This window comes from Nitrospirillum karajorum, assembly GCF_036348415.1.
GTDB classification, from domain to species: Bacteria; Pseudomonadota; Alphaproteobacteria; order Azospirillales; family Azospirillaceae; genus Nitrospirillum; species Nitrospirillum amazonense_B.
Map to the genome: position 1 here is coordinate 2,091,807 of NZ_JAZBQB010000003.1, position 21,462 is coordinate 2,113,268.

The 21,462-nt window shown below is 67.6% G+C and carries 18 protein-coding genes, 1 tRNA gene and 1 pseudogene; 11 read left to right on the forward strand and 9 right to left on the reverse strand.

The window, feature by feature from the left end:
* Together UCD39_RS23425 and UCD39_RS23430 are read left to right on the forward strand one after the other, a co-directional pair.
* Positions 1 to 1,311: an adenosylmethionine--8-amino-7-oxononanoate transaminase gene (locus UCD39_RS23425; protein WP_330498106.1), complete on the forward strand. Its 1,311-nt coding sequence runs from the start codon at positions 1 to 3 to the stop codon at positions 1,309 to 1,311.
* Entirely contained in the window at positions 1,308 to 1,523 is a 216-nt protein-coding gene (locus tag UCD39_RS23430) for a ribbon-helix-helix domain-containing protein (RefSeq protein WP_330498107.1), read from the forward strand. Before UCD39_RS23425 ends, UCD39_RS23430 begins: the two co-directional genes overlap by 4 nt.
* Here UCD39_RS23430 and UCD39_RS23435 read toward each other — a convergent pair whose 3' ends face one another.
* Positions 1,524 to 2,324, reverse strand: coding sequence for a helix-turn-helix transcriptional regulator (locus tag UCD39_RS23435; protein WP_330498108.1), 801 nt, complete (start codon positions 2,322 to 2,324; stop codon positions 1,524 to 1,526).
* A 132-nt stretch (positions 2,325 to 2,456) separates the two neighbouring features.
* On the opposite strand from UCD39_RS23435, the gene UCD39_RS23440 reads away from it, so the two are divergent.
* Positions 2,457 to 3,251, forward strand: coding sequence for a class I SAM-dependent methyltransferase (locus UCD39_RS23440; RefSeq protein ID WP_330498109.1), 795 nt, complete (start codon positions 2,457 to 2,459; stop codon positions 3,249 to 3,251).
* A 54-nt stretch (positions 3,252 to 3,305) separates the two neighbouring features.
* Here UCD39_RS23440 and UCD39_RS23445 read toward each other — a convergent pair whose 3' ends face one another.
* Positions 3,306 to 3,491 carry a DUF1192 domain-containing protein gene (locus UCD39_RS23445; protein WP_040847295.1) on the reverse strand — a complete coding sequence of 62 codons (186 nt, stop codon included), beginning with the start codon at positions 3,489 to 3,491 and terminating at the stop codon, positions 3,306 to 3,308.
* A gap of 142 nt (positions 3,492 to 3,633) precedes the next feature.
* Here UCD39_RS23445 and UCD39_RS23450 point away from each other — a divergent pair.
* Both UCD39_RS23450 and UCD39_RS23455 read left to right on the forward strand, forming a co-directional pair.
* A pseudogene (locus UCD39_RS23450) lies at positions 3,634 to 4,610 on the forward strand (NAD(P)H-quinone oxidoreductase).
* Between the two features lie 215 nt (positions 4,611 to 4,825).
* Positions 4,826 to 5,461 (forward strand): DUF1013 domain-containing protein, encoded by a 636-nt coding sequence (locus UCD39_RS23455; RefSeq protein ID WP_330498110.1) that lies wholly within the window; start codon positions 4,826 to 4,828, stop codon positions 5,459 to 5,461.
* A gap of 144 nt (positions 5,462 to 5,605) precedes the next feature.
* Here UCD39_RS23455 and UCD39_RS23460 read toward each other — a convergent pair whose 3' ends face one another.
* On the reverse strand, positions 5,606 to 6,694 hold the full coding sequence (locus tag UCD39_RS23460) for an alkene reductase (RefSeq protein ID WP_330498111.1): 1,089 nt from the start codon (positions 6,692 to 6,694) through the stop codon (positions 5,606 to 5,608).
* 247 nt (positions 6,695 to 6,941) lie between these two features.
* Between UCD39_RS23460 and UCD39_RS23465 the strand changes: the two genes are divergently transcribed.
* Positions 6,942 to 7,538 carry a UbiX family flavin prenyltransferase gene (locus tag UCD39_RS23465; protein WP_330498112.1) on the forward strand — a complete coding sequence of 199 codons (597 nt, stop codon included), beginning with the start codon at positions 6,942 to 6,944 and terminating at the stop codon, positions 7,536 to 7,538.
* Positions 7,539 to 7,609: 71 nt separating this feature from the next.
* Here the strand turns inward: UCD39_RS23465 and UCD39_RS23470 are convergent, their stop codons facing one another.
* Entirely contained in the window at positions 7,610 to 8,686 is a 1,077-nt protein-coding gene (locus UCD39_RS23470; RefSeq protein ID WP_330498113.1) for a glucokinase, read from the reverse strand.
* 742 nt (positions 8,687 to 9,428) lie between these two features.
* Here UCD39_RS23470 and UCD39_RS23475 point away from each other — a divergent pair.
* Positions 9,429 to 10,496: a cellulase family glycosylhydrolase gene (locus UCD39_RS23475; protein ID WP_330498114.1), complete on the forward strand. Its 1,068-nt coding sequence runs from the start codon at positions 9,429 to 9,431 to the stop codon at positions 10,494 to 10,496.
* Positions 10,497 to 10,691: 195 nt separating this feature from the next.
* A tRNA-Val gene (locus UCD39_RS23480) sits at positions 10,692 to 10,766 on the forward strand.
* A 144-nt stretch (positions 10,767 to 10,910) separates the two neighbouring features.
* On the opposite strand, the gene UCD39_RS23485 is transcribed toward UCD39_RS23480, so the two are convergent.
* Complete coding sequence (locus UCD39_RS23485; protein ID WP_330498115.1) at positions 10,911 to 11,663, reverse strand: enoyl-CoA hydratase-related protein; 753 nt, start codon at positions 11,661 to 11,663, stop codon at positions 10,911 to 10,913.
* Between the two features lie 347 nt (positions 11,664 to 12,010).
* Between UCD39_RS23485 and UCD39_RS23490 the strand changes: the two genes are divergently transcribed.
* Positions 12,011 to 12,976, forward strand: a complete 966-nt coding sequence (locus UCD39_RS23490) for an RNA polymerase factor sigma-32 (RefSeq protein WP_330498116.1) — start codon at positions 12,011 to 12,013, stop codon at positions 12,974 to 12,976.
* Positions 12,977 to 13,109: 133 nt separating this feature from the next.
* Here the strand turns inward: UCD39_RS23490 and ggt are convergent, their stop codons facing one another.
* The 3 genes from ggt to UCD39_RS23505 all read right to left on the reverse strand — a co-directional run bounded on the left by ggt (position 13,110) and on the right by UCD39_RS23505 (position 17,618).
* Positions 13,110 to 14,963, reverse strand: coding sequence for a gamma-glutamyltransferase (gene ggt, locus UCD39_RS23495; RefSeq protein WP_330498117.1), 1,854 nt, complete (start codon positions 14,961 to 14,963; stop codon positions 13,110 to 13,112).
* Positions 14,964 to 15,275: 312 nt separating this feature from the next.
* Positions 15,276 to 15,863, reverse strand: coding sequence for a cold-shock protein (locus tag UCD39_RS23500; protein ID WP_145729590.1), 588 nt, complete (start codon positions 15,861 to 15,863; stop codon positions 15,276 to 15,278).
* 294 nt (positions 15,864 to 16,157) lie between these two features.
* The gene (locus tag UCD39_RS23505) at positions 16,158 to 17,618 is read right to left on the reverse strand and encodes a sigma-54-dependent transcriptional regulator (protein WP_330498118.1); all 1,461 of its coding nucleotides are present in this window, start codon (positions 17,616 to 17,618) and stop codon (positions 16,158 to 16,160) included.
* 277 nt (positions 17,619 to 17,895) lie between these two features.
* On the opposite strand from UCD39_RS23505, the gene UCD39_RS23510 reads away from it, so the two are divergent.
* Positions 17,896 to 18,894 carry an SAM-dependent methyltransferase gene (locus UCD39_RS23510; RefSeq protein WP_330498119.1) on the forward strand — a complete coding sequence of 333 codons (999 nt, stop codon included), beginning with the start codon at positions 17,896 to 17,898 and terminating at the stop codon, positions 18,892 to 18,894.
* A 97-nt stretch (positions 18,895 to 18,991) separates the two neighbouring features.
* Positions 18,992 to 19,117 (forward strand): type B 50S ribosomal protein L36, encoded by a 126-nt coding sequence (gene ykgO, locus UCD39_RS23515; RefSeq protein WP_012973122.1) that lies wholly within the window; start codon positions 18,992 to 18,994, stop codon positions 19,115 to 19,117.
* A 220-nt stretch (positions 19,118 to 19,337) separates the two neighbouring features.
* Here the strand turns inward: ykgO and UCD39_RS23520 are convergent, their stop codons facing one another.
* On the reverse strand, positions 19,338 to 21,392 hold the full coding sequence (locus tag UCD39_RS23520; RefSeq protein ID WP_330498120.1) for a M13 family metallopeptidase: 2,055 nt from the start codon (positions 21,390 to 21,392) through the stop codon (positions 19,338 to 19,340).
* Positions 21,393 to 21,462: the final 70 nt, after the last annotated feature.

Below are 21,462 nucleotides of genomic sequence, written 5' to 3' on the forward strand. Positions count from 1 at the left end.
ATGGCTGGCCCTGAATCGTTTCCCGTCCGGAATGAAGGCCGAAACGACTGGTATGAGCAGGGCGGCCGGCACATCTGGCTGCCCTACACCCAGATGAAGACGGCCCTGCCGCCCCTGCCGGTGGTGGCGACGGAAGGGGTGCGCCTTACCCTGGCCGATGGCCGGCAGCTGGTGGATGGGGTGGCCAGCTGGTGGACGGCCTGCCATGGCTACAACCACCCCCACATCCGCGAGAAGGTGGCTGACCAGATGGCGCGCATGCCGCACGTCATGTTCGGCGGCCTGGCGCATGAGCCGGCCTATACCCTGGCGGCCCGCCTGGCGGCGATGCTGCCCGGCGACCTCAACCGCGTGTTCTTCTGCGACAGCGGCTCCGTCTCCGTCGAAATCGCCATGAAGATGGCGACGCAATACTGGCTGAACCGGGGGGTGCCCGGCCGCACCAAGCTGGCGGCCTTCCGCGGCGGCTATCACGGCGACACCATCGCCACCATGGCGGTGTGCGACCCGGAGGAGGGCATGCACAGCCTGTTCGCCGGCCTGTTGCCCGAACACCTCATCCTGGACCTGCCGGTGGATGAGGAGTCCACGGCGCGGTTTGAGCGTGACCTGGCCGCCCATGCCCCCACCCTGTCCGCCATCCTGGTGGAACCGCTGGTGCAGGGGGCGGGCGGCATGCTGTTCCATGACGCCCAGGTGCTGCGCACCTTGCGCGCCGCCGCCGACCGCCACGGCCTGCTGCTCATCTTCGATGAGATTTTCACCGGCTTCGGCCGCACCGGCACGATGGTCGCGTGTGAAGCCGCCGGCGTGGTGCCGGACATCGTCACCCTGTCCAAGGCCCTGACCGGTGGTACCATGGCCCTGGCCGCCACCGTGGCCAGCGACCGGGTTTTCCAGGCCTTCTGGTCGGACAACGCCCAGGCGGCGCTAATGCACGGCCCCACCTACATGGCCAACCCGCTCGCCTGCGCCGCCGCCAACGCCTCCCTCGACCTGTTCGAGAGCGAGCCCCGGCTGGCCCAGGTGGCCGCGATCTCCCAGGGCCTGGCGGCGGGGCTGGAGCCCTGCCGTGACCTGCCCGGCGTGACGGACGTGCGTACCCTGGGCGCCATCGGCGTGGTGGAGCTGGAGTGCATCGCCGACATGAACGGCCTCAAGCGGCGCCTGATCGACCGGGGCGTCTGGGTGCGGCCTTTCGGTCGCATCGTCTACCTCACCCCGTCCTTTACCATGGACGCCGACGACCTGGCCTTCCTCACCCGCGCCGTGGTCGACGCCGTGGCTGATCACCAGAAAGCGACCGCATGACCCTGCGCAAGCGTTCCGTCCTGATCGCCGGCCACCCCACCAGCGTGACGCTGGAGGAACCGTTCTGGGAAACGCTGAAGGACATGGCCGTGGCGCGCGGCCTGTCGATCAACGCCCTGGTGGAAGAGATCGACGGCAACCGCGACGGCAACCTGTCCAGCGCGCTGCGCGTCGCGGCGCTGCTGTGGGTGAAGGGACGGCTCCCGGCCTGATCAGCTGACTGGCACCAGCGTTACCAGCTTCACATCCGTCTGCCCCGCCAGGGCGAAGGTCAGCTGCTCATAGCGCAGGGGGCCGTCGGTCGGGTGGTGGAAGGCGCGCTCGCCACCGGCGCGGGCGGTGACGGCGTGGGTGTGCCAGAGGTCGGCGAACAGGGGGCTGCGCTGGCTGAGGTCCGCCACCAGGGCCCGCATGCCGGGGTCGTTCAGATGGTGGCTGTAATCCACCCGGAACTCCGCCACCACCCGCCGCGCCCGCTCCGCCCAATCCGGGATCAGGGCTTGGGCGGCGGGGTTCAGGAACAGATAGCGCAGTTGGTTGCGGTCGGTCCCCTGGTCCGGCGGGGCCAGCCAGCCGGTGAACAGGCGCGCGGCCGCCACGTTCCAGGCCAGGGCGTTCCAGCATCGGTCCAACAGATAGGCGGGGTGGGCGATTCCCCGCACCAGGGCGTCCAGCGCCGCCGGCACCGTGGCGTCGTCGCCCCCCATCTTCCCATCGGGGTCCCGTTTTCCCGCCAGGTCGAACAGATAGGCGCGCTCCGCCGCCGACAGGCGCAAGGCCTGGGCCAGACGCGTCAGCGCGGCGGGGGAGATGGAGACGTCGCGGCCTTGCTCTATCCAGGTGTACCAGGTGACGCTGACGCCGCTCAGCTGCGCCAACTCCTCCCGCCGCAGTCCGGGCGTGCGGCGGCGGGGGCCAGGTGCCAAGCCCAGGGCCGCCGGTGACAGCCGTTCCCGCTGCGCCCGCACGAATTCCCCCAACTCCCGCCGTTTTGAGGTGTCCAGGATGTCCATGGGGGGCCTTTGCCGCAGGGTGGTAGGTATTGATACCAGTATAAACCTGGATCTTGTACCAGTTTAAAGGGATGCCATCCTGCCGCTCCACGCCGCCGCATCGGCGTCGTCTCAAAAGAAGGGGAATAGGGAATGACCACCCAGCAAGCGCCTCAAACGGTTGGCGGGCGGGACCAGGAATCGCTGGTGGCCGGCCAGTTCGGCCCGCAGGCCGCCGCCTATGTCGCCAGCGCCGTCCACGCCCAGGGGGAGGATTTGCGGCAGTTGGCCGGCCTGGTGGCAGGCAAGGGCTACAAGACCGTCCTGGATTTGGGCTGTGGCGGCGGGCATGTCGCCTTCACCGTGGCGCCCCATGTCGGCCAAGTGGTGGCCTGCGACCTGTCGCCCGATATGCTGGCCGCCGTGGCGGCGGAGGCGGAGCGGCGCGGCCTGGCCAATATCGGGACGCGGGTGGGCCGGGCTGATGCGGTGCCGGCCGATGACGCCCACTTCTGCGCCGTGGTCAGCCGCTACAGCGCCCACCATTGGCCGGACCTGGCGGCGGGCCTGAGGGAGGCGCGGCGGGTGGTGAAGCCCAATGGCGTCGCCGTCTTCATGGACGTGGTGACGCCGGGCCAGCCGCTGCTGGACACCTTCCTGCAAAGCATCGAGCTGCTGCGCGACCCGTCGCATGTGCGCAATTACTCGGTGGCGGAATGGCGGGCGGCCCTGGCGGCGGCGGGCTTCCGCGTCACGGGTGTCACGGAGCGGCGCCTGCGCCTGGAGTTCGGCAGCTGGATTGCGCGCATGACCCCGCCGGACAGCCATGTGGCTGCCATCCGCTCCCTGCAGGCGCGCACGGCGGACGCCGTCACCGGGCATTTCGCCATCGAGGCCGACGGCACCTTCACCCTGGACACGGCGACCTTCGAGGCCGTTCCGGTTTGATGTTTGGAAAGTCCTCAGTCCCCGGCGCCCCGCATCCGAAAGCTCAGGCCGCCGCTAGCTCTTAAAAAACGCGGCGGCGGCGTTCAGCGAGGCCTGCTTGGCCTTGATGGCGTCGTCCACCCGCGCGATCTCCGCCTCCAGGCTGTTGCGATATTCGCGCAGTTCACCCACCGACAGGCGGGCGATGTCCAGGAAGCTGCTGGGGCGGCTCGGCGGTGGGGCGATGTCGTCGGTGTCCATGGGGCGGTAGCCTTATCCTGGGGAGGGCTGGCCCTCCAGCCGTGTCGGTTGTCACTGTGCCGCCGGGGGCCTACATGGTGCAAGACCCCAAGCGGCGAGGGGGCCATCCCCCGCCGGATGTAAGAACGGAGATTTGGAAGCCATGCGCGCCATCGCCATCACCGAACCCGGCGGGCCTGAGGTCCTGAAGCCCATCGAGCGGCCGCTGCCGCAGCCGGGCCCCGGCCAGGTTCTGATTCAGGTGGCCGCCGCCGGTGTCAACCGGCCGGATTGCCTGCAGCGGGCGGGCCTCTACCCGCCACCGCCCGGCGCCTCCGACCTGCCGGGGCTGGAGGTTGCGGGCACCATCGCCGCCCTGGGCGAGGGGGTGACGGGCTGGGCCGTGGGCGATGCCGTCTGCGCCCTGGTGAATGGTGGCGGCTATGCCGACCACGCCGTGGCGCCGGCCGGTCAGTGCCTGCCCGTCCCGGATGGCTTCAGCATGGTGGAGGCGGCGGCCCTGCCGGAAACCTTCTTCACCGTCTGGACCAACGTCTTCGACCGCGGCCGTCTGGCCGCGGGGAAAGCTTCCTGGTCCATGGCGGCACCAGCGGCATCGGCACCACGGCCATCCAGTTGGCCAGGGCCTTCGGCGCCCGCGTCTTCGCCACCGCCGGCGGGCCGGATAAGGCCAAGGCCTGTGAGGAGATCGGCGCCGAGCGCGGCATCGACTACAAGACGGAGGATTTCGTCGCCGTGGTGAAGGAGGCGACGGGCGGACGCGGCGTCGACGTCATCCTGGACATGGTGGGGGGCGATTACCTGCCCCGCAACATTGACGCCCTGGCCGACCAGGGCCGTCACGTCACCATCGCCTTCCTGCGCGGGGCCAAGGTCACCCTGAACATGGTGCCGGTGATGACCAAGCGCCTTGTTCTGACCGGGTCCACCCTGCGGCCCCGCACGGCGGAGGAGAAGGCCGCCATTGCCGCCAGCCTGGCGGAAAAGGTGTGGCCGCTGCTGGCGCAGGGGAAGGTCCGCCCGGTGATCCACAAGACCTTCCCCTTGGAAGAGGCGGCGGCGGCGCACGCGCTCATGGAAAGCAGCGGCCATGTCGGCAAGATCGTTTTGACCGTTTAAGGCCGCGGTCTACCCAAGGCAAGAGGGGCCGGGCCTATAAAAAGGCGTGGCCTCGCCCGCCGCGTGCCTCTATATAGCAAGTGTACGCGTCACAGTTTTCCGTCCGGCTGCGTGGGGCCTTCAGCCCGCGCGACGGGCGGATATTGCTTTTCGCTACCGTATTCACGGGTTTTAGGCGTGTTGGCGGGACGCCCCGCCACGGGTTAGGAGGAAGCATGGCACTGCCCTTGATGCCGAAGGCCACCGCGGTCTGGCTGGTTGAGAACACCGCGCTGTCCTTTGAGCAGATCGCCGAGTTCTGCGGCATGCACTCGCTGGAAGTGCAGGCCATCGCCGATGGCGAGGTGGCGATTGGCATGGTCGGCCGCGATCCGGTGGGCAACGGCGAGTTGACCAAGGACGAGATCGAGCGCTGCGAGAAGAACCCGGACCTGAAGCTGCAGATTCGTATCCACGACCTGCCGCAGCCGATCGCGCGCGCCAAGGGCCCGCGCTACACCCCGGTGACCAAGCGTGGCGACAAGCCCGACGGCATCGCTTGGCTGCTGAAGAACCATCCGGAACTGTCGGACGCCGCCATTTCCCGCCTGATCGGTACCACCAAGCCGACCATCGCCGCGGTGCGCGACAAGACCCACTGGAACACCAGCAACATCAAGCCGCGCAGCCCCGTGCTGCTGGGCCTGTGCAGCCAGCGTGAGCTGGAGGCCGCCCTGTCCCGCGCCCGCCGTGGCCTGCCGGAACCGGAGATGGAGACCACCACCCTGCTGGAGACGGCAGAGGACCGCGCGCTGGCCGCCGAGCAGGCCGCCTTGGAGGATGAGGAGCGCGAGGAGGAGATCGAGGAGTGATCCTCTGATCGGTCCCAGTGACGTGAAAAGGGCGGCCCCGCGAGAGGCCGCCCTTTTCTTTTCCCAAACGTCTGGCGCCCCCCACCGGCATGAAATGTCATGGCGGTGTTAGCCCGCGACCGCCAGCGTTTGAGGCAACCGGCGTCACGCCGCGTTGGGCCAGTCGGTGTAGCCCTTGGCGCCACCGCCGTAGAACGCCTCCTGCGGGGCCTGGGCCAGGGGCGTGCCGGTCTTCAGGCGATGGACCAGGTCGGGGTTGGCGATGAAGGGGCGGCCGAAGGCCACCATGTCGGCGCGGCCCTCGGCGATGGCGCGGGCCGCCAGGTCGCGGTCATAGCCATTGTTGGCGATGTAGGCGCCGCCGAACTTCCGGCGCAAGGCCTGGAAGTCGAAATGCTGCGCGCCGTTGGGGCCGCGCGTCTGTCCCTCCACGCAATGCAGATAGGCCAGGTTCAGCTCGCCCAGGCGTTCGGCCAGGAAGCCGTAGGTGCCATTGGGGTCGCTGTCCAGCGGGGTGTTGCCCGCCGCCTGGGTGATGGGCGACAGGCGCAGGCCTACGCGCTCCGGCCCCCACACTTGGGTCACGGCCTGGGCCACCTCCACCGTCAGGCGGGTGCGGTTCTCCACGCTGCCACCATAGCGGTCGGTGCGATGGTTGGTGCTGTCGCGGATGAACTGCTCCAGCAGGTAGTTGTTGGCGGAATGGACCTCGACCCCGTCGAAGCCGGCGGCCTTGGCGTTCTCGGCGGCGCGGCGGTAATCGGCGATGATGCCGGCGATCTCCTCCGTTTCCAGCGCGCGGGGCAGGGAGGGTTGGGCGAAGCCGCCCTCGACATAGGTTTCACCGCCCGCCTGCAGGGCGCTGGGCGCCACCGGGGCGGCGCCGCCCTCCTGCAGACTGGTGTGGGAGATGCGGCCCACATGCCACAGCTGCAGCACGATGTGCCCACCCGCCTGGTGCACGGCGTCCGTCACCGCCTTCCACGCCGTCACGTGCTCCGGCGTGTAGATGCCGGGGGTATAGGCATAGCCGCGTCCCTGGCGGGAGATGTTGGTGGCCTCGGTGATGATCAGGCCGGCGCTGGCGCGCTGGCGGTAATACTCCACCGCCAGCGGGGTGTGGACCCCGTCCATGCCGGCGCGGGCGCGTGTCAGGGGCGCCATGGCGATGCGGTTGGCGACGGGGATGGCGCCGATATGCGTCGGCGCGAAAAGGTCGGGAGTGGTGGTCATGATGGAACCCATTCCTATCGGGACGTGCCAGGGGGGGTAGGGGCGGTGGGCGGGGGACGGTGGGTAACCACCCGCCCCTGAACATAGGTCCATGCGGCCGCCGCTTTTAGACCGCAGCCGCGACAGGACCCTTCACGATACGGAAAGAATGGCGGCCCGTTCTCAACGTCATGGACCAGCCAACCGCAAATCGATGGACGCCATGCCGGGGCGGCGTTAAATCCCGGGGATCATGGACAGAGGTATCATGACCACCGCACCCTCCCGCCTTATTGTCGGCATCAGTGGCGCCTCGGGCGTGCTCTATGGCGTCCGCCTGCTGGAAATGCTGCGCCCTTTGCCTATCGAAACCCACCTTGTGATGAGCCGGTCGGCGGAGATGACGCTGGCGCATGAGACGGACCTGAAGCCCGCCGACGTGCGGGCCCTGGCCGACGTCAACCACGCCGTCGCCAATGTCGGCGCCGCCATCTCCAGCGGCAGCTTCCGCACCCTGGGCATGGTCATCGCGCCGTGCTCCATCCGCACCATGAGCGAGATCGCCACCGGCGTGACGTCCACCCTGCTGACCCGGGCGGCGGACGTCGTGCTGAAGGAACGGCGGCGCCTGGTGCTGATGGTGCGGGAGACGCCGCTGCACCTGGGGCACCTGCGCACCCTGACAGCCCTGGCCGAGATGGGGGCCGTTATCGCCCCGCCGGTGCCGGCCATGTACATCCGGCCGGACAGCGTGGACGATCTGGTGGACCACACCGTCGGCCGCATCCTGGACTTATTCGACATCGACGGCGGCCGCCTGCGCCGCTGGGGCGAGGCGCCGCCGGAGGATGCGGAGACGGAGTGAGCACAAGAAAACGGCGCCACCGATCATCGGGGCGCCGTTTCATTTAACCGTGACGGGGATATGGCCGGCGATCAGCCGTCCAGCTTGGCCGTCAGGCCCAGGAAGGCGGGCAGGGGGTGGGTCACCACGTAAGTGGGAATGGGGCCCAGATAGTCGCGCATGCGGCCCTTTTCCACGAAGCGCTTGCGGAAACGGCTGTGGGTGAAGAAGGGCAGGATGCGGGGGGCGATGCCGCCGGCGATATAGACGCCGCCGCGCGCGCCGATGGACAGGGCCAGGTTGCCGGCCACCGTGCCCAGCATGCCGCAGAATAGGTCCAGGGCCTCGATACAGGCGGGGTCGCCGGCGTGCTGGGTGCCGGCGGCCGTGACCTGGGCGGCGGTCAGGCGCGCCGGCTCCCTGCCGTCGGCCAGGCACACCGCCTCATACAGGTTGACCAGGCCGGGGCCGGACAGCACGCGCTCCGCCGACACATGGTCGAACTGCTTACGCAGCACCGCCAGGATGGCCGACTCGCGGTCGTTGATCGGGGCCATGGTGACATGGCCGCCCTCGGTCGCCAGGGCCGTCCAGCCCGGTTGGCCGTTGCTGCGCTTGCGCGGGACCAGGGCGGAGACGCCGAGGCCGCTGCCGGGCCCCAGCACTGCGATGGGCGCGTCCGCCACCGGGGCGCCGTCGCCTACCTGCACCCGGTCGTCGGGCACCAGGGTGGGGATGGACAGGGCCACGGCCGTGAAGTCGTTGATCACTTCCAGCCGATCCAGCGACAGCGAGCGGCGCACCCCGTCGATGGAAAACTCCCAGGGCAGGTTGGTCATGCGGATGCGGTCGCCGGTGACCGGGCCGGCCAGCGCGATGGCCGCCTGCTTGGGCCGCACGCCCGGCGCCTCCAGCGCCAGATAGGCCTCCGCCGCCGCTTCCAGCGAGGGGTAGTCCGCGCAGGGCAGGATGCGCACGCCGGAGATGGTGGCCGCGTGCGCGTCGTTTGACGCCGCGTCCGAGGACTCGGAGAGGGCGAAGCGGGCGTTGGTGCCGCCGATATCCGCCAAGAGCGAGAGGCCCTGCATGGGTGACGCCTTCCTTTCCCGTTTCCGTCCCAATTCACTTGTTCCCGCCACCTTGTGAGCGGTGGCGGTGAGCGCGCACACCGTTCCCTAAGGGGAAGGCGCGGGCGGGCGGGCCACATCCTGCCCGCACGATTTCCACTCCCGTCTTAAAACGTGGCGGCGACAGCGCTGTCAATATCGTTGGTACAGGAAATTTAGAGGGGAGCTTGTCCGGCGGATGTAACGCAATTACACGAACTTCTCTTGAATCAACGTGTTGCGTCGCACAACGGTTGAGGTAGGCCGATTTTCGTCCGCCATACGCAATAGCCTGAATAATCAAGATTCTTCCGTCGGCCTTCATTTTCCGCTTGATCAACCGGGCTTCGATCGGCATATTGTGCAGTGCGACATGGCCGCGATCGCGGTTCTGTCGTAACGCACTTCTTGGGCGTTTCCTCCCTAAACTCAGGGCCGTGCCGATAGGCGCGGCCCTTCTTTATTTCCGGGCCCGGAATCATCTCTGGATGCCGCAGCCCGGGTGGAACACTCGCGAGTCGCCGTCCCAGGGAGTGCCTATCGCTTGCGCGGTCCGCTGTTGGCGTCGCCAGTGCGGATGGATGGGCGGGGCGCCTTCGGCGCAGTTCCGTGTCAATCCGCGCCATTCCAACTCCACGCCCAATCGTATCCTATGGCCAATCGCCTCCTATGGGATCGTGGCTGTGCTCCATCGGGCCACGTCACGTCTTTGGATGCTGTGTGGTTGCGCCGCCGCTGCGGCACGCGCCCGCTGGTTACGGATGTCGCTTCATTCCAAGCGGATGGATGTGGATGGGAGGGTGAGATGGTGCTGCGCCTCCTCTTGCTGTTTGTGCTGTTGTTGCCATCGGCTGTGGCTACGGCCGCATCCGGTGCCGTTACCCTTCAAGGCAGGGCCTTCTACCTAGATGGTCAGCCCTGGTTACCCAAAGGCGTCAATGTTGCGGCTTTCGTTCGTCCGAAGTTCATTCCGTCCGCGCCCAAATGGATGAATGACGAGAGCAATAACCCCGGCCGGCAATGGTGGGGGCAAGCCGAATTCAACGCGATCAGATCCGTGTTGGGGGGTAGCGTGATCCGGTTCCAGATCAGTCAGGCCGCGCTCGACCCCCGCTCCCCCATCCACGACCCCGCGTATTTGGTCGAACTGACCGGCGCGATCAAGCAGGCCCGTGCCGCCGGTTTTGTGGTCATTTGCTCGATGAGTTGGGGGGATAGCGGCGGTCTGCAGAATATGGCCGGTATGCCCGACGACGGCACGACGCGCGCTTGGCAAGCGCTGGCGCCGCAGTTTGTGCATGACCCAGGGATCATGTTCGAGCTGTTTAACGAGCCCAAGTTGGGCTGGACCCAACCTGGCAGTCACCAGATTTGGGCGCAGGGCATGCAGACGCTGATTGATGAGGTGCGGTCGCTGGGGGCGGCGAACATCCTGCTTCTCGACGGCCTCGGTTATGCGCAGTGGACCAATGATCTCTTCCCAATGGTTCACGACCGCCTGCCTGACCGTATGGCGATGGCCGTTCATCCTTACCTCGACCCGATGCGCAACGAAGCCCATCTCAACTCGGCGGATTATTGGCGCAGGCATTTCAGTGCCAGCGCGGCGCAGGTCCCCATGATAGCGACAGAATGGAACGCGACCCCGAAGGGGGGCTGTGCCGGTCCCCGAACTCCAGAGCTGTCGCTGGAACTGATGCGACTTCTGGCGTCACTCCATGTGGGCGTGATCGGCTGGTCTATCGATACGTCGGCAAAGCTGGTCAAGGATCATACTGCCTACGAGCCGACGGATTACACATCCTTCAAGGATTGCTTGGACGGATCGGATTCCGGCGGTGGCCGGTTGCTGGCCAACTTTCCCAATAATTGAAGGGGCCTACCCAGACAGGCGGCCAGCCGGCCGAAGAGAAGGGGGGCCATCCAACGCCGTGGTGGGGCATGGGAAGAAAATTTTCGGTTTGATGAAACAGAAGGGTTGCCAGCCGGTTCGGGCGATGCTACACACCCGCCCACGCCGATGACCCCGGCAACGGGGCCCCGCAAAAATCGGCGGATTTCGAAGGATGGGCGCGTAGCTCAGCGGGAGAGCACTACCTTGACATGGTAGGGGTCACAGGTTCAATCCCTGTCGCGCCCACCATCCTTCACCAGAAAATCCAGATTTGAAATCAATAGCTTGAAGCCGCGACGGATCACCGGACGCGGCTTTTGTCTTGCTGGCCGCCCGATGCCCTCGGGGGAGGGCCCACCCGCGCCGGCGGGCGGGATGGGCCCCATCCGGCGTTCAGGCCTTGCCCTTGGACAGGAAGGCCTGGAAGGCGGCCTTGGCCTCCGGGCTGGCCAGCGCCTGGCTGAACAGCACGGCCTCTCGCGCCATGGTTTCCAACACCTGGGGCGTGTCATGGCGCATCAGGGCCTTGGTCTGGGCCATTGCCGCCCGGGGCTTCGCCGCCAGCGCCGCCGCTTTGGCGGCGGCATGTTCATACAGCGTGTCGGTGGGGATGACGGCGTTGATCAGGCCCGCCGCTTCCGCCGCGTCCGCCGTGAGCGCTTCGCCGGCCATCAGCATGGCGGCCGCCTTGGGATGGCCCAGCAGGCGGGCGGCCAGCAGGCTGGACCCCGCCTCCGGCACCAGGCCCAGGCTGACGAAGGGCATGGCGAAATGGGCGCTGGGCGCGGCATAGACCAGGTCGCAGTGCATCAGCAGGGTGGTGCCGATACCCACCGCGTGGCCCTCCACCGCCGCCACCACGGGCTTGGGGAAGGTGGCGAGCGCGCGCAGGAAACGCATCACCGGATTGTCGGCGGTCAGCGCCGGGCCGGCCAGGAAGTCCGCCAGATCGTTGCCAGCGGTGAAGCTGCCGCCCGATCCCTGGATCAGCACGGCCCCCACCGACTCGTCGGTGGCGGCGCCGGTCAAGGCATCGGCCAGGGCGGTGTACATGGCGCCGGTCAGGGCGTTCCGCTTTTCCGGGCGGTTCAGCACCAGGGTGCGCACCCCGTTCCCATCCTCCACCAGGACCGTGGCGTGACTCATCTCATGTCTCCCGAGGTGCCCCGGCGGCGGCGCAAGAACCCGCCCCGGGGTTAGTGATTGCTTATTCCCGGATGCTGCCGTAGGGGCGCCCGCCGGGCAAGGTTTGGTTGGCGCCTGTCTCCGCCTGTCCACCCTGTGGTGCGGAACCGCCGTCCCGATGCCGCGGTTGGCGGGGCGTTGGGTATGCCGCGCCGTTGTTCAAGACTGTTAACCCAATCTTTAGATGTCCCGGCCAAAGATGACAGCGTGGTGAACGGGATGCGGCGGATTTGCTGCCCCGCGCCACGGCATTCTGGGCCAAGTCCGGCGCCGAGGCGCATCCGGACGGTACTGAAAGGGGACGGGCGATGGGTTCATTCTCTTCTGAGTCGGTCGACCTGCTGCGGGCCTACACGGCCCAGGCCAACCGCTACCCCATGCTGTCGCCTGAGCGCGAGATTGAGCTGGCCAACCGCTGGGCCACCAGCCAAGACCAGCGCGCCGCGGACGAACTGGTACACAGCCATATGCGGCTGGCCATCAAGATCGCCTCCCGCTATGCCCGCTCCGGCCTGCCGGTGGGCGATCTGATCTCCGAAGCCAACATCGGCCTGGTGAAGGCGGTGCAGCGCTTCGACCCGGCGCGCGGCTTCCGCCTGGCGACCTACGCGCTGTGGTGGATCCGGGCGGAAGTCCAGTCCTATGTCCTGCACAACTGGTCCATGCTGAAGGGCGGCAACACCGCCGCGCTGAAGCGCCTGTTCTTCAACCTGCGCCAGGCCCAGCGTCGCCTGGGCATCCACGACCGCATGATGACGGACGAGGAGGCGGAGCGCATCGCGGTGGAGATGGACGCCACGGTGGAGGAGGTGCGGGAGATGGAGCACCGCTTCGCCACCCCTGTCGCCTCCCTGAACGTCGCCATGGGCGACGAGGGCGAGCAGGAGGCCATGGACCTCCTGGCCGATGACACCGAATCCGTGGAAAGCCGCCTGGCCGAGGGCAGCGAGCTGAGCCAGCGCAAGGGGCTGATGCTGGACGCGTTGAAGGCCCTGGGGGACCGTGAGCGCCACATCTTCATCTCCCGCAACCTGGCGGAAGAGCCGGTGACGCTGGAACGGCTGGCCCAGCATTACGGCGTCAGCAAGGAACGCATCCGCCAGATCGAGACGGGCGCCTACAGCAAGGTGGCGCGCAGCGTGCGCCGGGCGGCCGAGGGCGGCACCGTCACCGCCCCCATCCTGCCCATGGCCGCCAAGCGCGCGAAGTCCGGCATGGGCCGCGTGCCCACCGCCAACGACATCATGGCCCAGGCCGCCCGCACGGCGGCTTGAGGCTTAATGCAGGTTCCCTCAGGCGGCGGGCGCGGGCATGCGCCCGCTTGCCTTGTCCTCGCTCCGCCCTCCGGCACTCGCTCCGGCGGCCGCAGTCGCGGCCTAATCAAAAGGTGAAAATGGCGGCGGCGCTTCAGTCCCCCGCTGCCAACCCCTCGCGGCGGGGGTCGACGCCGCCTTCCAGGCCGGTGGCGGTGCGCTTGATGACGTGCAGGCCGCTGGGCATGGACTTCAGCTCCACCGTCTGGCCCAACGCCTCCAGCCCGGCCTTCAGGGGCGGAGCCCAGGGGCCGTTCTCCAGGGCGGTGGTGCCGTTGCGGTTCACGATGCGCGGCAGGCTGACTGCCTCCTGCGCGTCCAGGCCCCAGTCCAGCGCCGCGATGATGGTTTCCGCGACATAGCCGATGATGGCCGGCCCGCCGGGCGAGCCCACCACCAGCACGGGCTTGCCCGCCTGGTCGAAGACGATGGTGGGCGCCATGGAGGACCGGGGGCGCTTGCCCGCCGCCACGGCGTTGGCCACCGGCAGGCCGGTGCCCGGGCTGGTCGGGATGAAGGAGAAGTCGGTGAGCTGGTTGTTCAGCACATAGCCGTCCACCGCCATGCCCGAGCCGAAAGCGAACTCCACCGAGGTGGTGAAGGACACGGCCATGCCGCTGCCGTCCATCAGCGACATGTGCGAGGTCGAGGGGATGTCGGCCTGCCATCCGGGGCCGTACAGCGCACCCTGCTTCTGCGGTGGCACGCCGGCGGCCACGGGGCCCTGGGCGGCGTGCGCCGGGTCGATCAGCTTGGCGCGGTCGGCCAGATAGCCCTTGTCCAGCAGACCCTTGGGCACGGTGACGAACGCCGGGTCGCCGACATAGAGATCGCGGTCGGCATAGGCCAGGCGGCTGGCCTCCACCATCAGGTGCCAGGCGGTGGGCGAGTCCTTGCCCAGGGCCTTCATGTCGAAATGCTCCAGCAGGCCCAGCATCTCCACGATGGCGATGCCGCCGGAACTGCTGGGCCCCATGCTGCACACCTTCCACTGGCGGTAGGGTGTGCACAGGGGATCGCGCTCCTCCACCTTGTAGGCGGCCAGATCCTGGGCGGTGACCAGGGCCGGAGACCCGCCGGGCGTATTGGCCGGCAAGGCGCTGTCGGCCAGATGCTGGACCAGGTCCTGGCCCAGGGGGCCGTGGTAGTAAGCATCGGGCCCCTGTGCCGCCAGCACCTCCAGCGTATGGGCCATGGCCGGGTTGCGGAAGGTCTCCCCCGCCTGCAGGGGCGCCAGGCTGCCATCCGGCCCGGTGTGGAAGAACAGGGCCACCATGTCCGGCCGGTCCTTCAACTGTGGTGTCAGGCCTTTCAGCAGCAAAGCCAGGCGCGGGCTGACCACGAAGCCGTCGCGGGCCAGTTGGATGGCGGGTTGGAACAGCGTGGCCCAGGGCAGCTTGCCATAGCGCTTGTGTGCCTCCGCCAGCAGGGCGGGAATGCCGGGGGTGCCCACCGCGCGGCCGCCGTCGAAGGCGCGCATCAGGGGCATGGGGCGGCCGTCGCCGCCGACGAAGCGATCAGGCAGGGCGCCCGCCGGCGCGGTTTCCCGCCCGTCCAGCGAGACCAGCTTTTTGGCCTTCGGGTCCCAGATCAGCATGTAGCCGCCGCCGCCCAGGCCGGAGGACTGGGGTTCCACCAGGCCCAGCACCAGTTGCACGGCGATGGCGGCATCCACGGCGCTGCCGCCCTGTCGCAGCATCGCATGTCCCACTTCCACCGCCAGCGGATTGGCCGCCACCACCATGTCGGACTTGGTGCGCACCAGCGGCCGGGGTGCGAACGGGGATGCCAGTTCCGGATCGCCGCCCTGGGCGTGCGCCGGGCCGCTGGCGGCCAGCGGCGCCAGGGCCAGGGCCAGGGATGCGGCCAGCAGGGCCGGGGCCAGCGCAAGGCCCAGGATGGAACGATGGGGACGGGCGGGGGCGGTCTGCCGGGCGGTCTGGTGCATGTCGCAACAATGACATGGCGCTACCGGCCGGGGAACAGGGGAACGGCCGCGCAGCGGGCCGCCTATCCCGGGCGTCGTCCTGCTAGCGCTACCATGTGCAAAAGACAAAACGCGCCGCCCTGGTGGACGGCGCGTTCCGTGTCTCCGGCCCGCAAATAAAGCTCCCCAACGCCGGCACCCGGATCGTTCCCCCTGAGGGGCGTCGCCATCAGGCACCAGCGGGTCGAGGACGAAGCAACTTACTCAGGTAAACAGGAAAGCCGGCGCCAGGAGCCCCCGGCGCCGTTCCTTCCCTTCCTCAAACCCGATGGATCAGAGGACTTCCACGCGGTTGGCCTGCGGACCCTTCTGACCCATGCTGGTCGTCAGGCGAACCCGCTGCTCCGGCGCCAGGGCGCGGACGCCCGAACGCTCCAGCGCGGTGATGTGGACGAACACGTCCTTCCCGCCGCCATCGGGGGTAACGAAGCCGAAGCCCTTGTCGGCGCTGTAGAACTTCACAGTGCCTTCGACGGTCTCGGTCGGGCCGCTGGCTTCCCAGCCGCCGGCGCGGCGCGGGGCGCCACCACCGAAGCTGTCGCGGCGACCGCCGCCCATGCCACCGCCCATGCCGCCGCCCATTCCGCCGCCGCCCGGGGTGGCGGTGGACTCATCCACACTGTGGATGGCGGCAACCTGCGGACCCTTCTGGCCCTGGGACAGGTCGCAATTGATGGTGGTGCCGTCCGCCAAGCTGTCGTGGCCGAAGGCCTGCACGACGGAGGCGTGCAAGAAGGCGTCCGGCGACCCGTCGGACAGGGTCACGAAACCAAAACCTTTCGTGGGGTTGTACCATTTGACGGTGGCGTTGACGCCCCGGCGGGTGATCTGCGGGCTCTGCGGAGAACGGCGCTCATACATGTGATTTGAACTCGAATGTAGTCGATAAAGTGCTTGGCCGGGGGCACCGGTCGCAAGAAGGATCCCCACCACGCGCCCCTCCCAAGCCGGATCTGGCTGCGCAAGGATTTCCTCCTGTGTGGCAGCTTATACCGGAAAAAGCGGGACTGCACCAGCCATGCTATGGCCGGGCGCCAAGTCATTTCGTGCGCGGGCGGCGGGCCCAGGCGCGTAACGGGCGCTCGGGCATGAATAGACCGCAATAACGGGTGGCGTCAGGGGAAGTGGGGCCCCAGATATTGCGTCCAAGTCACCTCAGCCGGTTATCTTGATTTTCCATTGCTGAAGCTTGCGGTAGATGGTCGACGGGCTGATTTCCAGCAGGGCGGCGGCGCGGGGCACGTCATCCCCCGTCAGCGCAAGCGCACGTTGAATCGCTTGCTTCTCCAGCTGCCACAAGGGCACGATTTCACCCGTCTCGGCCGATAGGGCGGACGCCGGCGGGGCGGCCGGATGCGTGGCCGCCGCAGCCGCCACCCCCTTGGGAACCTTGGGTTCCTGCGGGTTCAGGCGCAGGGGCGTCGCGTCGGCTGAGGCGCTGCGCAACGGTTCCGGCAGCATGGCGCGGGTGACCGCGGCGCCGTCATTCAGCACCACGACATTGCGCAGGATGTTCTGCAACTGCCGGACGTTGCCGGGAAAGTCGTAGGCCATCAACGCCGATTCGGCGTCCGCGTCCAGGCGTTGGAAGGCCTTGCCCTCCTCCTCCGCCATGTCGATCAGGAAGTGGCGGGCGATGAGGCAGACATCGCCCTCACGATCACGCAAAGGGGGCAGATGGATGGGCACCACGTGCAGGCGATAATACAAATCCTCGCGGAAGCGGCCGGCCGCCACCTCCGCCAGCGGGTCGCGGTTGGTGGCGGAGATGAAGCGGACGTCCACCTTTTCCATCTGCGTGCCCCCCACGGGCTGGAAGGTGCCGGTCTGGACGAAGCGCAGGATCTTGGCCTGCAGCTCCATCGGCATCTCGCACACCTCATCCAGGAACAGGGTGCCGCCATCGGCCTGGCGCGCGGCGCCCGCGCGGTCCCCCACCGCCCCGGTGAAGGCGCCCTTCACATGGCCGAAGATTTCGCTTTCCAGCAAATCCTTGGGGATGGCGGCGCAGTTGATGGCGATGAAGGGATGGCCCCGGCGGGGGCTGCAGCGGTGTATGGCGTCGGCCGCCAGTTCCTTGCCCGTGCCGCTTTCGCCCGTCAGGAAGACGCTGGCCCGGCTGGGCGCCACGCTCTCGATCAGGCGGTAGACCGTCTGCATGGGGGCGGAGGCGCCGACGAAAGCGTGAAAGCTGCCCCGGTCCAATTCCCGCCGGTAATGCGCCACGATTCGCGTCAGGCGGCGGCGTTCCAGGGCGTTGCGCACGGTGACGATCAATCGCGCGGCGGTGAACGGTTTCACCAGGAAGTCGAAGGCGCCGTCGCGCATGGCCTCCACCGCCACGCTGATGGAGCCGTGGGCCGTCACCACGATGACCGGCAGGTCGGGGTGGCTTTCCCGCGCCGCGCGCAGCACCTCAAGCCCGTCCATGTCCGGCAGCTTCAGATCCAGCACCAGGGCGCCGGGCGGCGCGGCCCGCAGGCTGTCCAGCGCCAGGGTCCCGGTCTCCTGATGCTCTACCTCGTAGCCTTCGCTGCGCAGATATTCCATGTAGACCCGCGCCAGGGGGGCGGTGTCCTCGACAAGCAGCACCCGGTTGTGATCCGACTCGGTCATGGGGCTATCCAGTAAGCGGCGGGCCGGTGGGGTGGCAGGAAAAGCGGAGCAAAACGAGCGTACGACACCCGCCGTTGGAAAAGAGGCATATTTGCCAGGTGGGTGGGATGCGCAAGCGTCAGGGGCCGGTCGGCTGTTCCACCAAGGGCTTCACCGGCGGCCGTCACCAGCGGGCGTCAACGGACCGCACGCGCGTTTCAGTATGGCCATTTCAACCGCCGCGCAATGACTGTACAATATGTTTCCGTGTTAATGATCCATGGGGCTGGTTCCACGCATGTCCGCCCAGCAGGGCTCCAAGGGTGCGGCGTTGCCGCAGGCGACCCTTCCGCGGGCGACCCTGCGGGACCGTTTCGTCGCCTGGTGGGAGGGCTATGACCTCGCGGCGCTACTCAGCCGCCGGCCACACCCGGATGAGGACGAGGCCGGTGCCGGCGGGGTGCCGGGGGGCAAGCAGTCGCCGCAATCCGCGGCCGACCGCCGCGTCCTGAACCGTTCCGGCAAGCCGTTATGGACGGCCACCCGCGTGCAGGTGGCGGAAAAGATCTGGGGCGACGGCTATGCCACCCCCGGCGGCAACGACCATATCCCGACCCTGGTGAAGCCTTTGGGGCTGAATCCGGCCATGAGCGTGCTGGACCTCGCGGCGGGCCTGGGCGGTTCCACCCGCAGCATGGCGTCGCAGTTCGGCGCCTGGGTGACGGGCCTGGAATCGAATCCGGTGTTGGCGGAAGCCGGCATGTTCCGCTCCCACAAGGCCGGCATGGCCCGGCAGGCCCCGATCCAGCCCTACGATCCCGAAACCTTCTCCTGGCCCAAGCGCGTGGACGCGGTGTTTGCCAAGGAGGGTTTCTACACCGTCCGCAACAAGGATGGCCTGCTGGACGCGGTGGAGGCGGCGTTGAAGCCGCGCGGCCACTTCCTGTTCACCGACTATGTGCTGGACAAGGCCAAGGCCGGCGGCCCGGTGTTCAAGGGCTGGCTGGACCATGAGCCGGTGGAACCGCACCCCTGGACCGTGGACCAATACGCCCAGGGCCTGCAGCAGCGTAACCTCGACATCCGCATCACGGAGGACATCTCCGACCTGCACCGCGGCCTGATCCTGTCCGCCATCCAGGGGCTGGTGACCCATCTGGAGCAGCACAGCATGGATCATGAAACCAAGGTCGCGGTGGTGGAGGAGGTGGAGCTGTGGGCCCGCCGGGTCGCGGTGCTGGACGCCGGCATCCGCCTGTACCGTTTCTACGTGTTGAAGCCGGCGGATATCAGCTGATCGATTTTACGATATGACTCAGGTTGACAGCGGGGCCGGCCCTTACTATTTTCCCGGCCTCGAACCGTGATCCAATCCAAGTGCCCGAGTCCAAATCATGAAGATCGTGAACTCCCTCAAGTCGATGAAGACCCGCCACAAGGCTTGCCGCGTTATCCGCCGCAAGGGTCGCGTGTACGTCATCAACAAGCAGAACCCGCGCTTCAAGGCCCGTCAGGGCTGATTTAAGCGTTTCTGCCCAGTGGCCGGTTCGCCGGCCATCGGAACCAAAAACCGCGCCTGGATGAAGGCGCGGTTTTTGCTTTTGGTTCTTCCCTTTTTCGGGGCCTTTTTCTTTCCCAAGGAAAAGCCCCGCCAGCGGGTGCGGCGGGGCTTTGACGGTTTGGTCCGGGTCCGAATCGCTGGCGGCCCCCCTTGCGGAGGGGCCGCCGAATCGCGGCGTCTTACCAGACCTTGCAGGCCTTGGCACCCCGGTTCATGGGGGCGTCGGCCTTGCAGTTGAACGCCTTGGCGAACTCTGGATTGTTGGAGACGACGCCGTTCACCCGGTACTCCGACAGGGAATGGACGTCGGTGATCGCCTGGTCGCGCTTGGCGTCGTCCCGCTGGTTGCTGCACCACACCTGGGCATAGCCCAGGAAGAACTTCTGCTCGGTGGTGAAGCGCCCGTCCTTCTTGGCGGCCTTGCCCTTCAGGGTGGCCATCAGGGCCTTCAGCGCGATGGCGTGGCCGCCGTTGTCGGCCAGGTTCTCGCCCAGCGTGGCCTTGCCGTTCAGGTGCACGTCGTCGATGGCGACGAAGCCGTCATACTCATCCACCACGCACTGGGCGCGGGCCTCGAACTTCTTGGCGTCCTCGGGCGTCCACCAGTCCTTCAGGTTGCCGTTCTTGTCGTACTGGCGGCCCTGGTCGTCGAAGCCGTGCGTCATCTCATGGCCGATGACCGCGCCGATGGCGCCGTAGTTGATGGCGTCGTCGGCGTCCGCGAAATAGAACGGCGGCTGCAGGATGCCGGCCGGGAAGTTGATGTCGTTCTCGGTCGGGTCGTAATAGGCGTTCACGGTCGGCGGGCTCATCTGCCATTCCGACCGGTCGTGGGGCTTGCCGATCTTGTTCAGCTGGCGCTTGGTCTCGAACGTTGCGGCGCGTTCCACGTTGCCCACGAAGTCGTCCTTCTTGGTCACGACCGAGGAATAGTCGCGCCACTTGTCGGGATAGCCGATCTTTTCGGCGATGGCGTCCAGCTTCTCATGCGCGCGCTTCTTGGTTTCGGCGCTCATCCAGTCCAGCTGGTCGATATCGACCGAGTATGCCGCCTTCAGGTTCTTCACCATGGTCAGCATCTTGGCCTTCTGCGCGGCGCCGAAGGCGGTCTTCACATAATACTTGCCCAGGTCCTCGCCCAGCGCGTCGTCCGTCTCCATGACGCAACGCTTCCAGCGGGGCATGTTCTGGTCCACGCCGCGCAGCTTCTTGGAATAGAAGCTGAAGCGCTCATCCACGAAAGGCTTGGACAGGCGGCTGGAGAAGGCGTGGGCGACGTGCCAGGACAGATAGGTCTTGACGTCATCCACCGACGCGCCGGCCAGGATGGTCTGCAACGCCTTGAAGAAATCGGGCTCCGTCACGTTCAGGGTCTGGAACGCGGGGGCGCCGGCGGCCTTGAAGTAGTCGCCCCAGGCGAAGCCGGGGGCCAGGGTGGACAGGGCGCCCACCGGCTTCTTGTTGTTCACCTTCTGCGGATCGTTGCGGTCGGCCAGGCTCAGCGACGCCTTGGCCAGGTCCGTCTCGATGCGCATCACCGTCTTGGCCTTGGCATCGGCCGCCGCCGGGGCGTCGCCCAGAAGCTGGAAGGTGCGCGACACATGCTCGACATAGGCTTGGCGGATGCCGTCGAACTTGGCGCCTTCGCGGACGTAGTAATCGCGGTTGGGAAGGCCCAGGCCGCCCTGGTCGATCGCGGCGATATCCTGCCGTGCGTCCTCGAAGTCGGTCTGCGCGCCAAAGCCGAAGAACACGTCCACGCCCACAGCGTGCAGGGCCGCCACCAGGGCCGGCAACTGCTCCTTGCCCGGCAGCGCCTTGACCTGGTCCAGCAGCGGCTGGATGGGCGCGGCACCCTTGGCGTCGGCCCCGGCCTCGTCCATGCACGCGGCGTAGAAGTTGCCGACGCGCTCGTTGTCGGCATTGGGGTGGGCGACGATGTCCTCCAGCGCGGCCTTCAGGATTTGTTGGTTGCGCTCATGCAGGGCGTTGAAGCTGCCCCACCGGGACTGATCGCTGGGGATGGGGTTGGCCTTGATCCACGGGCCGCAGGCGTACTGGTAGAAGTTCTGGCAGGGGTCGACGGTGTCGTCGACCTGGGGCAACGCCGACTCCGTGGCGGACGCCTTTTGGGGGGCGTCCGCGGCCTTGGCGGCGAGCGGCAGCGCCACCAGGGCGGTGGCCAGGGCGATGGGGGCCGCGCGATTCAAAATCCCCGCGATCGGTTTGCTCATAAGGGGTGCTCCACCTTCGTTATGTTTCTTTGAACGCTCTGTTCTTTGAAATGAAGGGGGCGCCGGCGGT

Excerpts from the sequence above, each read along its gene's own strand:
- UCD39_RS23485 (WP_330498115.1), bottom strand. The coding sequence starts at position 11,663 with ATGAGTCACGCCACGGTCCTGGTGGAGGATGGGAACGGGGTGCGCACC.
- UCD39_RS23490 (WP_330498116.1), top strand. The coding sequence starts at position 12,011 with ATGGGTTCATTCTCTTCTGAGTCGGTCGACCTGCTGCGGGCCTACACG.
- UCD39_RS23455 (WP_330498110.1), top strand. The coding sequence starts at position 4,826 with ATGGCACTGCCCTTGATGCCGAAGGCCACCGCGGTCTGGCTGGTTGAG.
- UCD39_RS23475 (WP_330498114.1), top strand. The coding sequence starts at position 9,429 with ATGGTGCTGCGCCTCCTCTTGCTGTTTGTGCTGTTGTTGCCATCGGCT.
- UCD39_RS23505 (WP_330498118.1), bottom strand. The coding sequence starts at position 17,618 with ATGACCGAGTCGGATCACAACCGGGTGCTGCTTGTCGAGGACACCGCC.
- ggt (WP_330498117.1), bottom strand. The coding sequence starts at position 14,963 with ATGCACCAGACCGCCCGGCAGACCGCCCCCGCCCGTCCCCATCGTTCC.
- UCD39_RS23435 (WP_330498108.1), bottom strand. The coding sequence starts at position 2,324 with ATGGACATCCTGGACACCTCAAAACGGCGGGAGTTGGGGGAATTCGTG.
- ykgO (WP_012973122.1), top strand. The coding sequence starts at position 18,992 with ATGAAGATCGTGAACTCCCTCAAGTCGATGAAGACCCGCCACAAGGCT.
- UCD39_RS23430 (WP_330498107.1), top strand. The coding sequence starts at position 1,308 with ATGACCCTGCGCAAGCGTTCCGTCCTGATCGCCGGCCACCCCACCAGC.
- UCD39_RS23500 (WP_145729590.1), bottom strand. The coding sequence starts at position 15,863 with ATGTATGAGCGCCGTTCTCCGCAGAGCCCGCAGATCACCCGCCGGGGC.
- UCD39_RS23465 (WP_330498112.1), top strand. The coding sequence starts at position 6,942 with ATGACCACCGCACCCTCCCGCCTTATTGTCGGCATCAGTGGCGCCTCG.
- UCD39_RS23425 (WP_330498106.1), top strand. The coding sequence starts at position 1 with ATGGCTGGCCCTGAATCGTTTCCCGTCCGGAATGAAGGCCGAAACGAC.
- UCD39_RS23520 (WP_330498120.1), bottom strand. The coding sequence starts at position 21,392 with ATGAGCAAACCGATCGCGGGGATTTTGAATCGCGCGGCCCCCATCGCC.
- UCD39_RS23440 (WP_330498109.1), top strand. The coding sequence starts at position 2,457 with ATGACCACCCAGCAAGCGCCTCAAACGGTTGGCGGGCGGGACCAGGAA.
- UCD39_RS23445 (WP_040847295.1), bottom strand. The coding sequence starts at position 3,491 with ATGGACACCGACGACATCGCCCCACCGCCGAGCCGCCCCAGCAGCTTC.
- UCD39_RS23510 (WP_330498119.1), top strand. The coding sequence starts at position 17,896 with ATGTCCGCCCAGCAGGGCTCCAAGGGTGCGGCGTTGCCGCAGGCGACC.
- UCD39_RS23460 (WP_330498111.1), bottom strand. The coding sequence starts at position 6,694 with ATGACCACCACTCCCGACCTTTTCGCGCCGACGCATATCGGCGCCATC.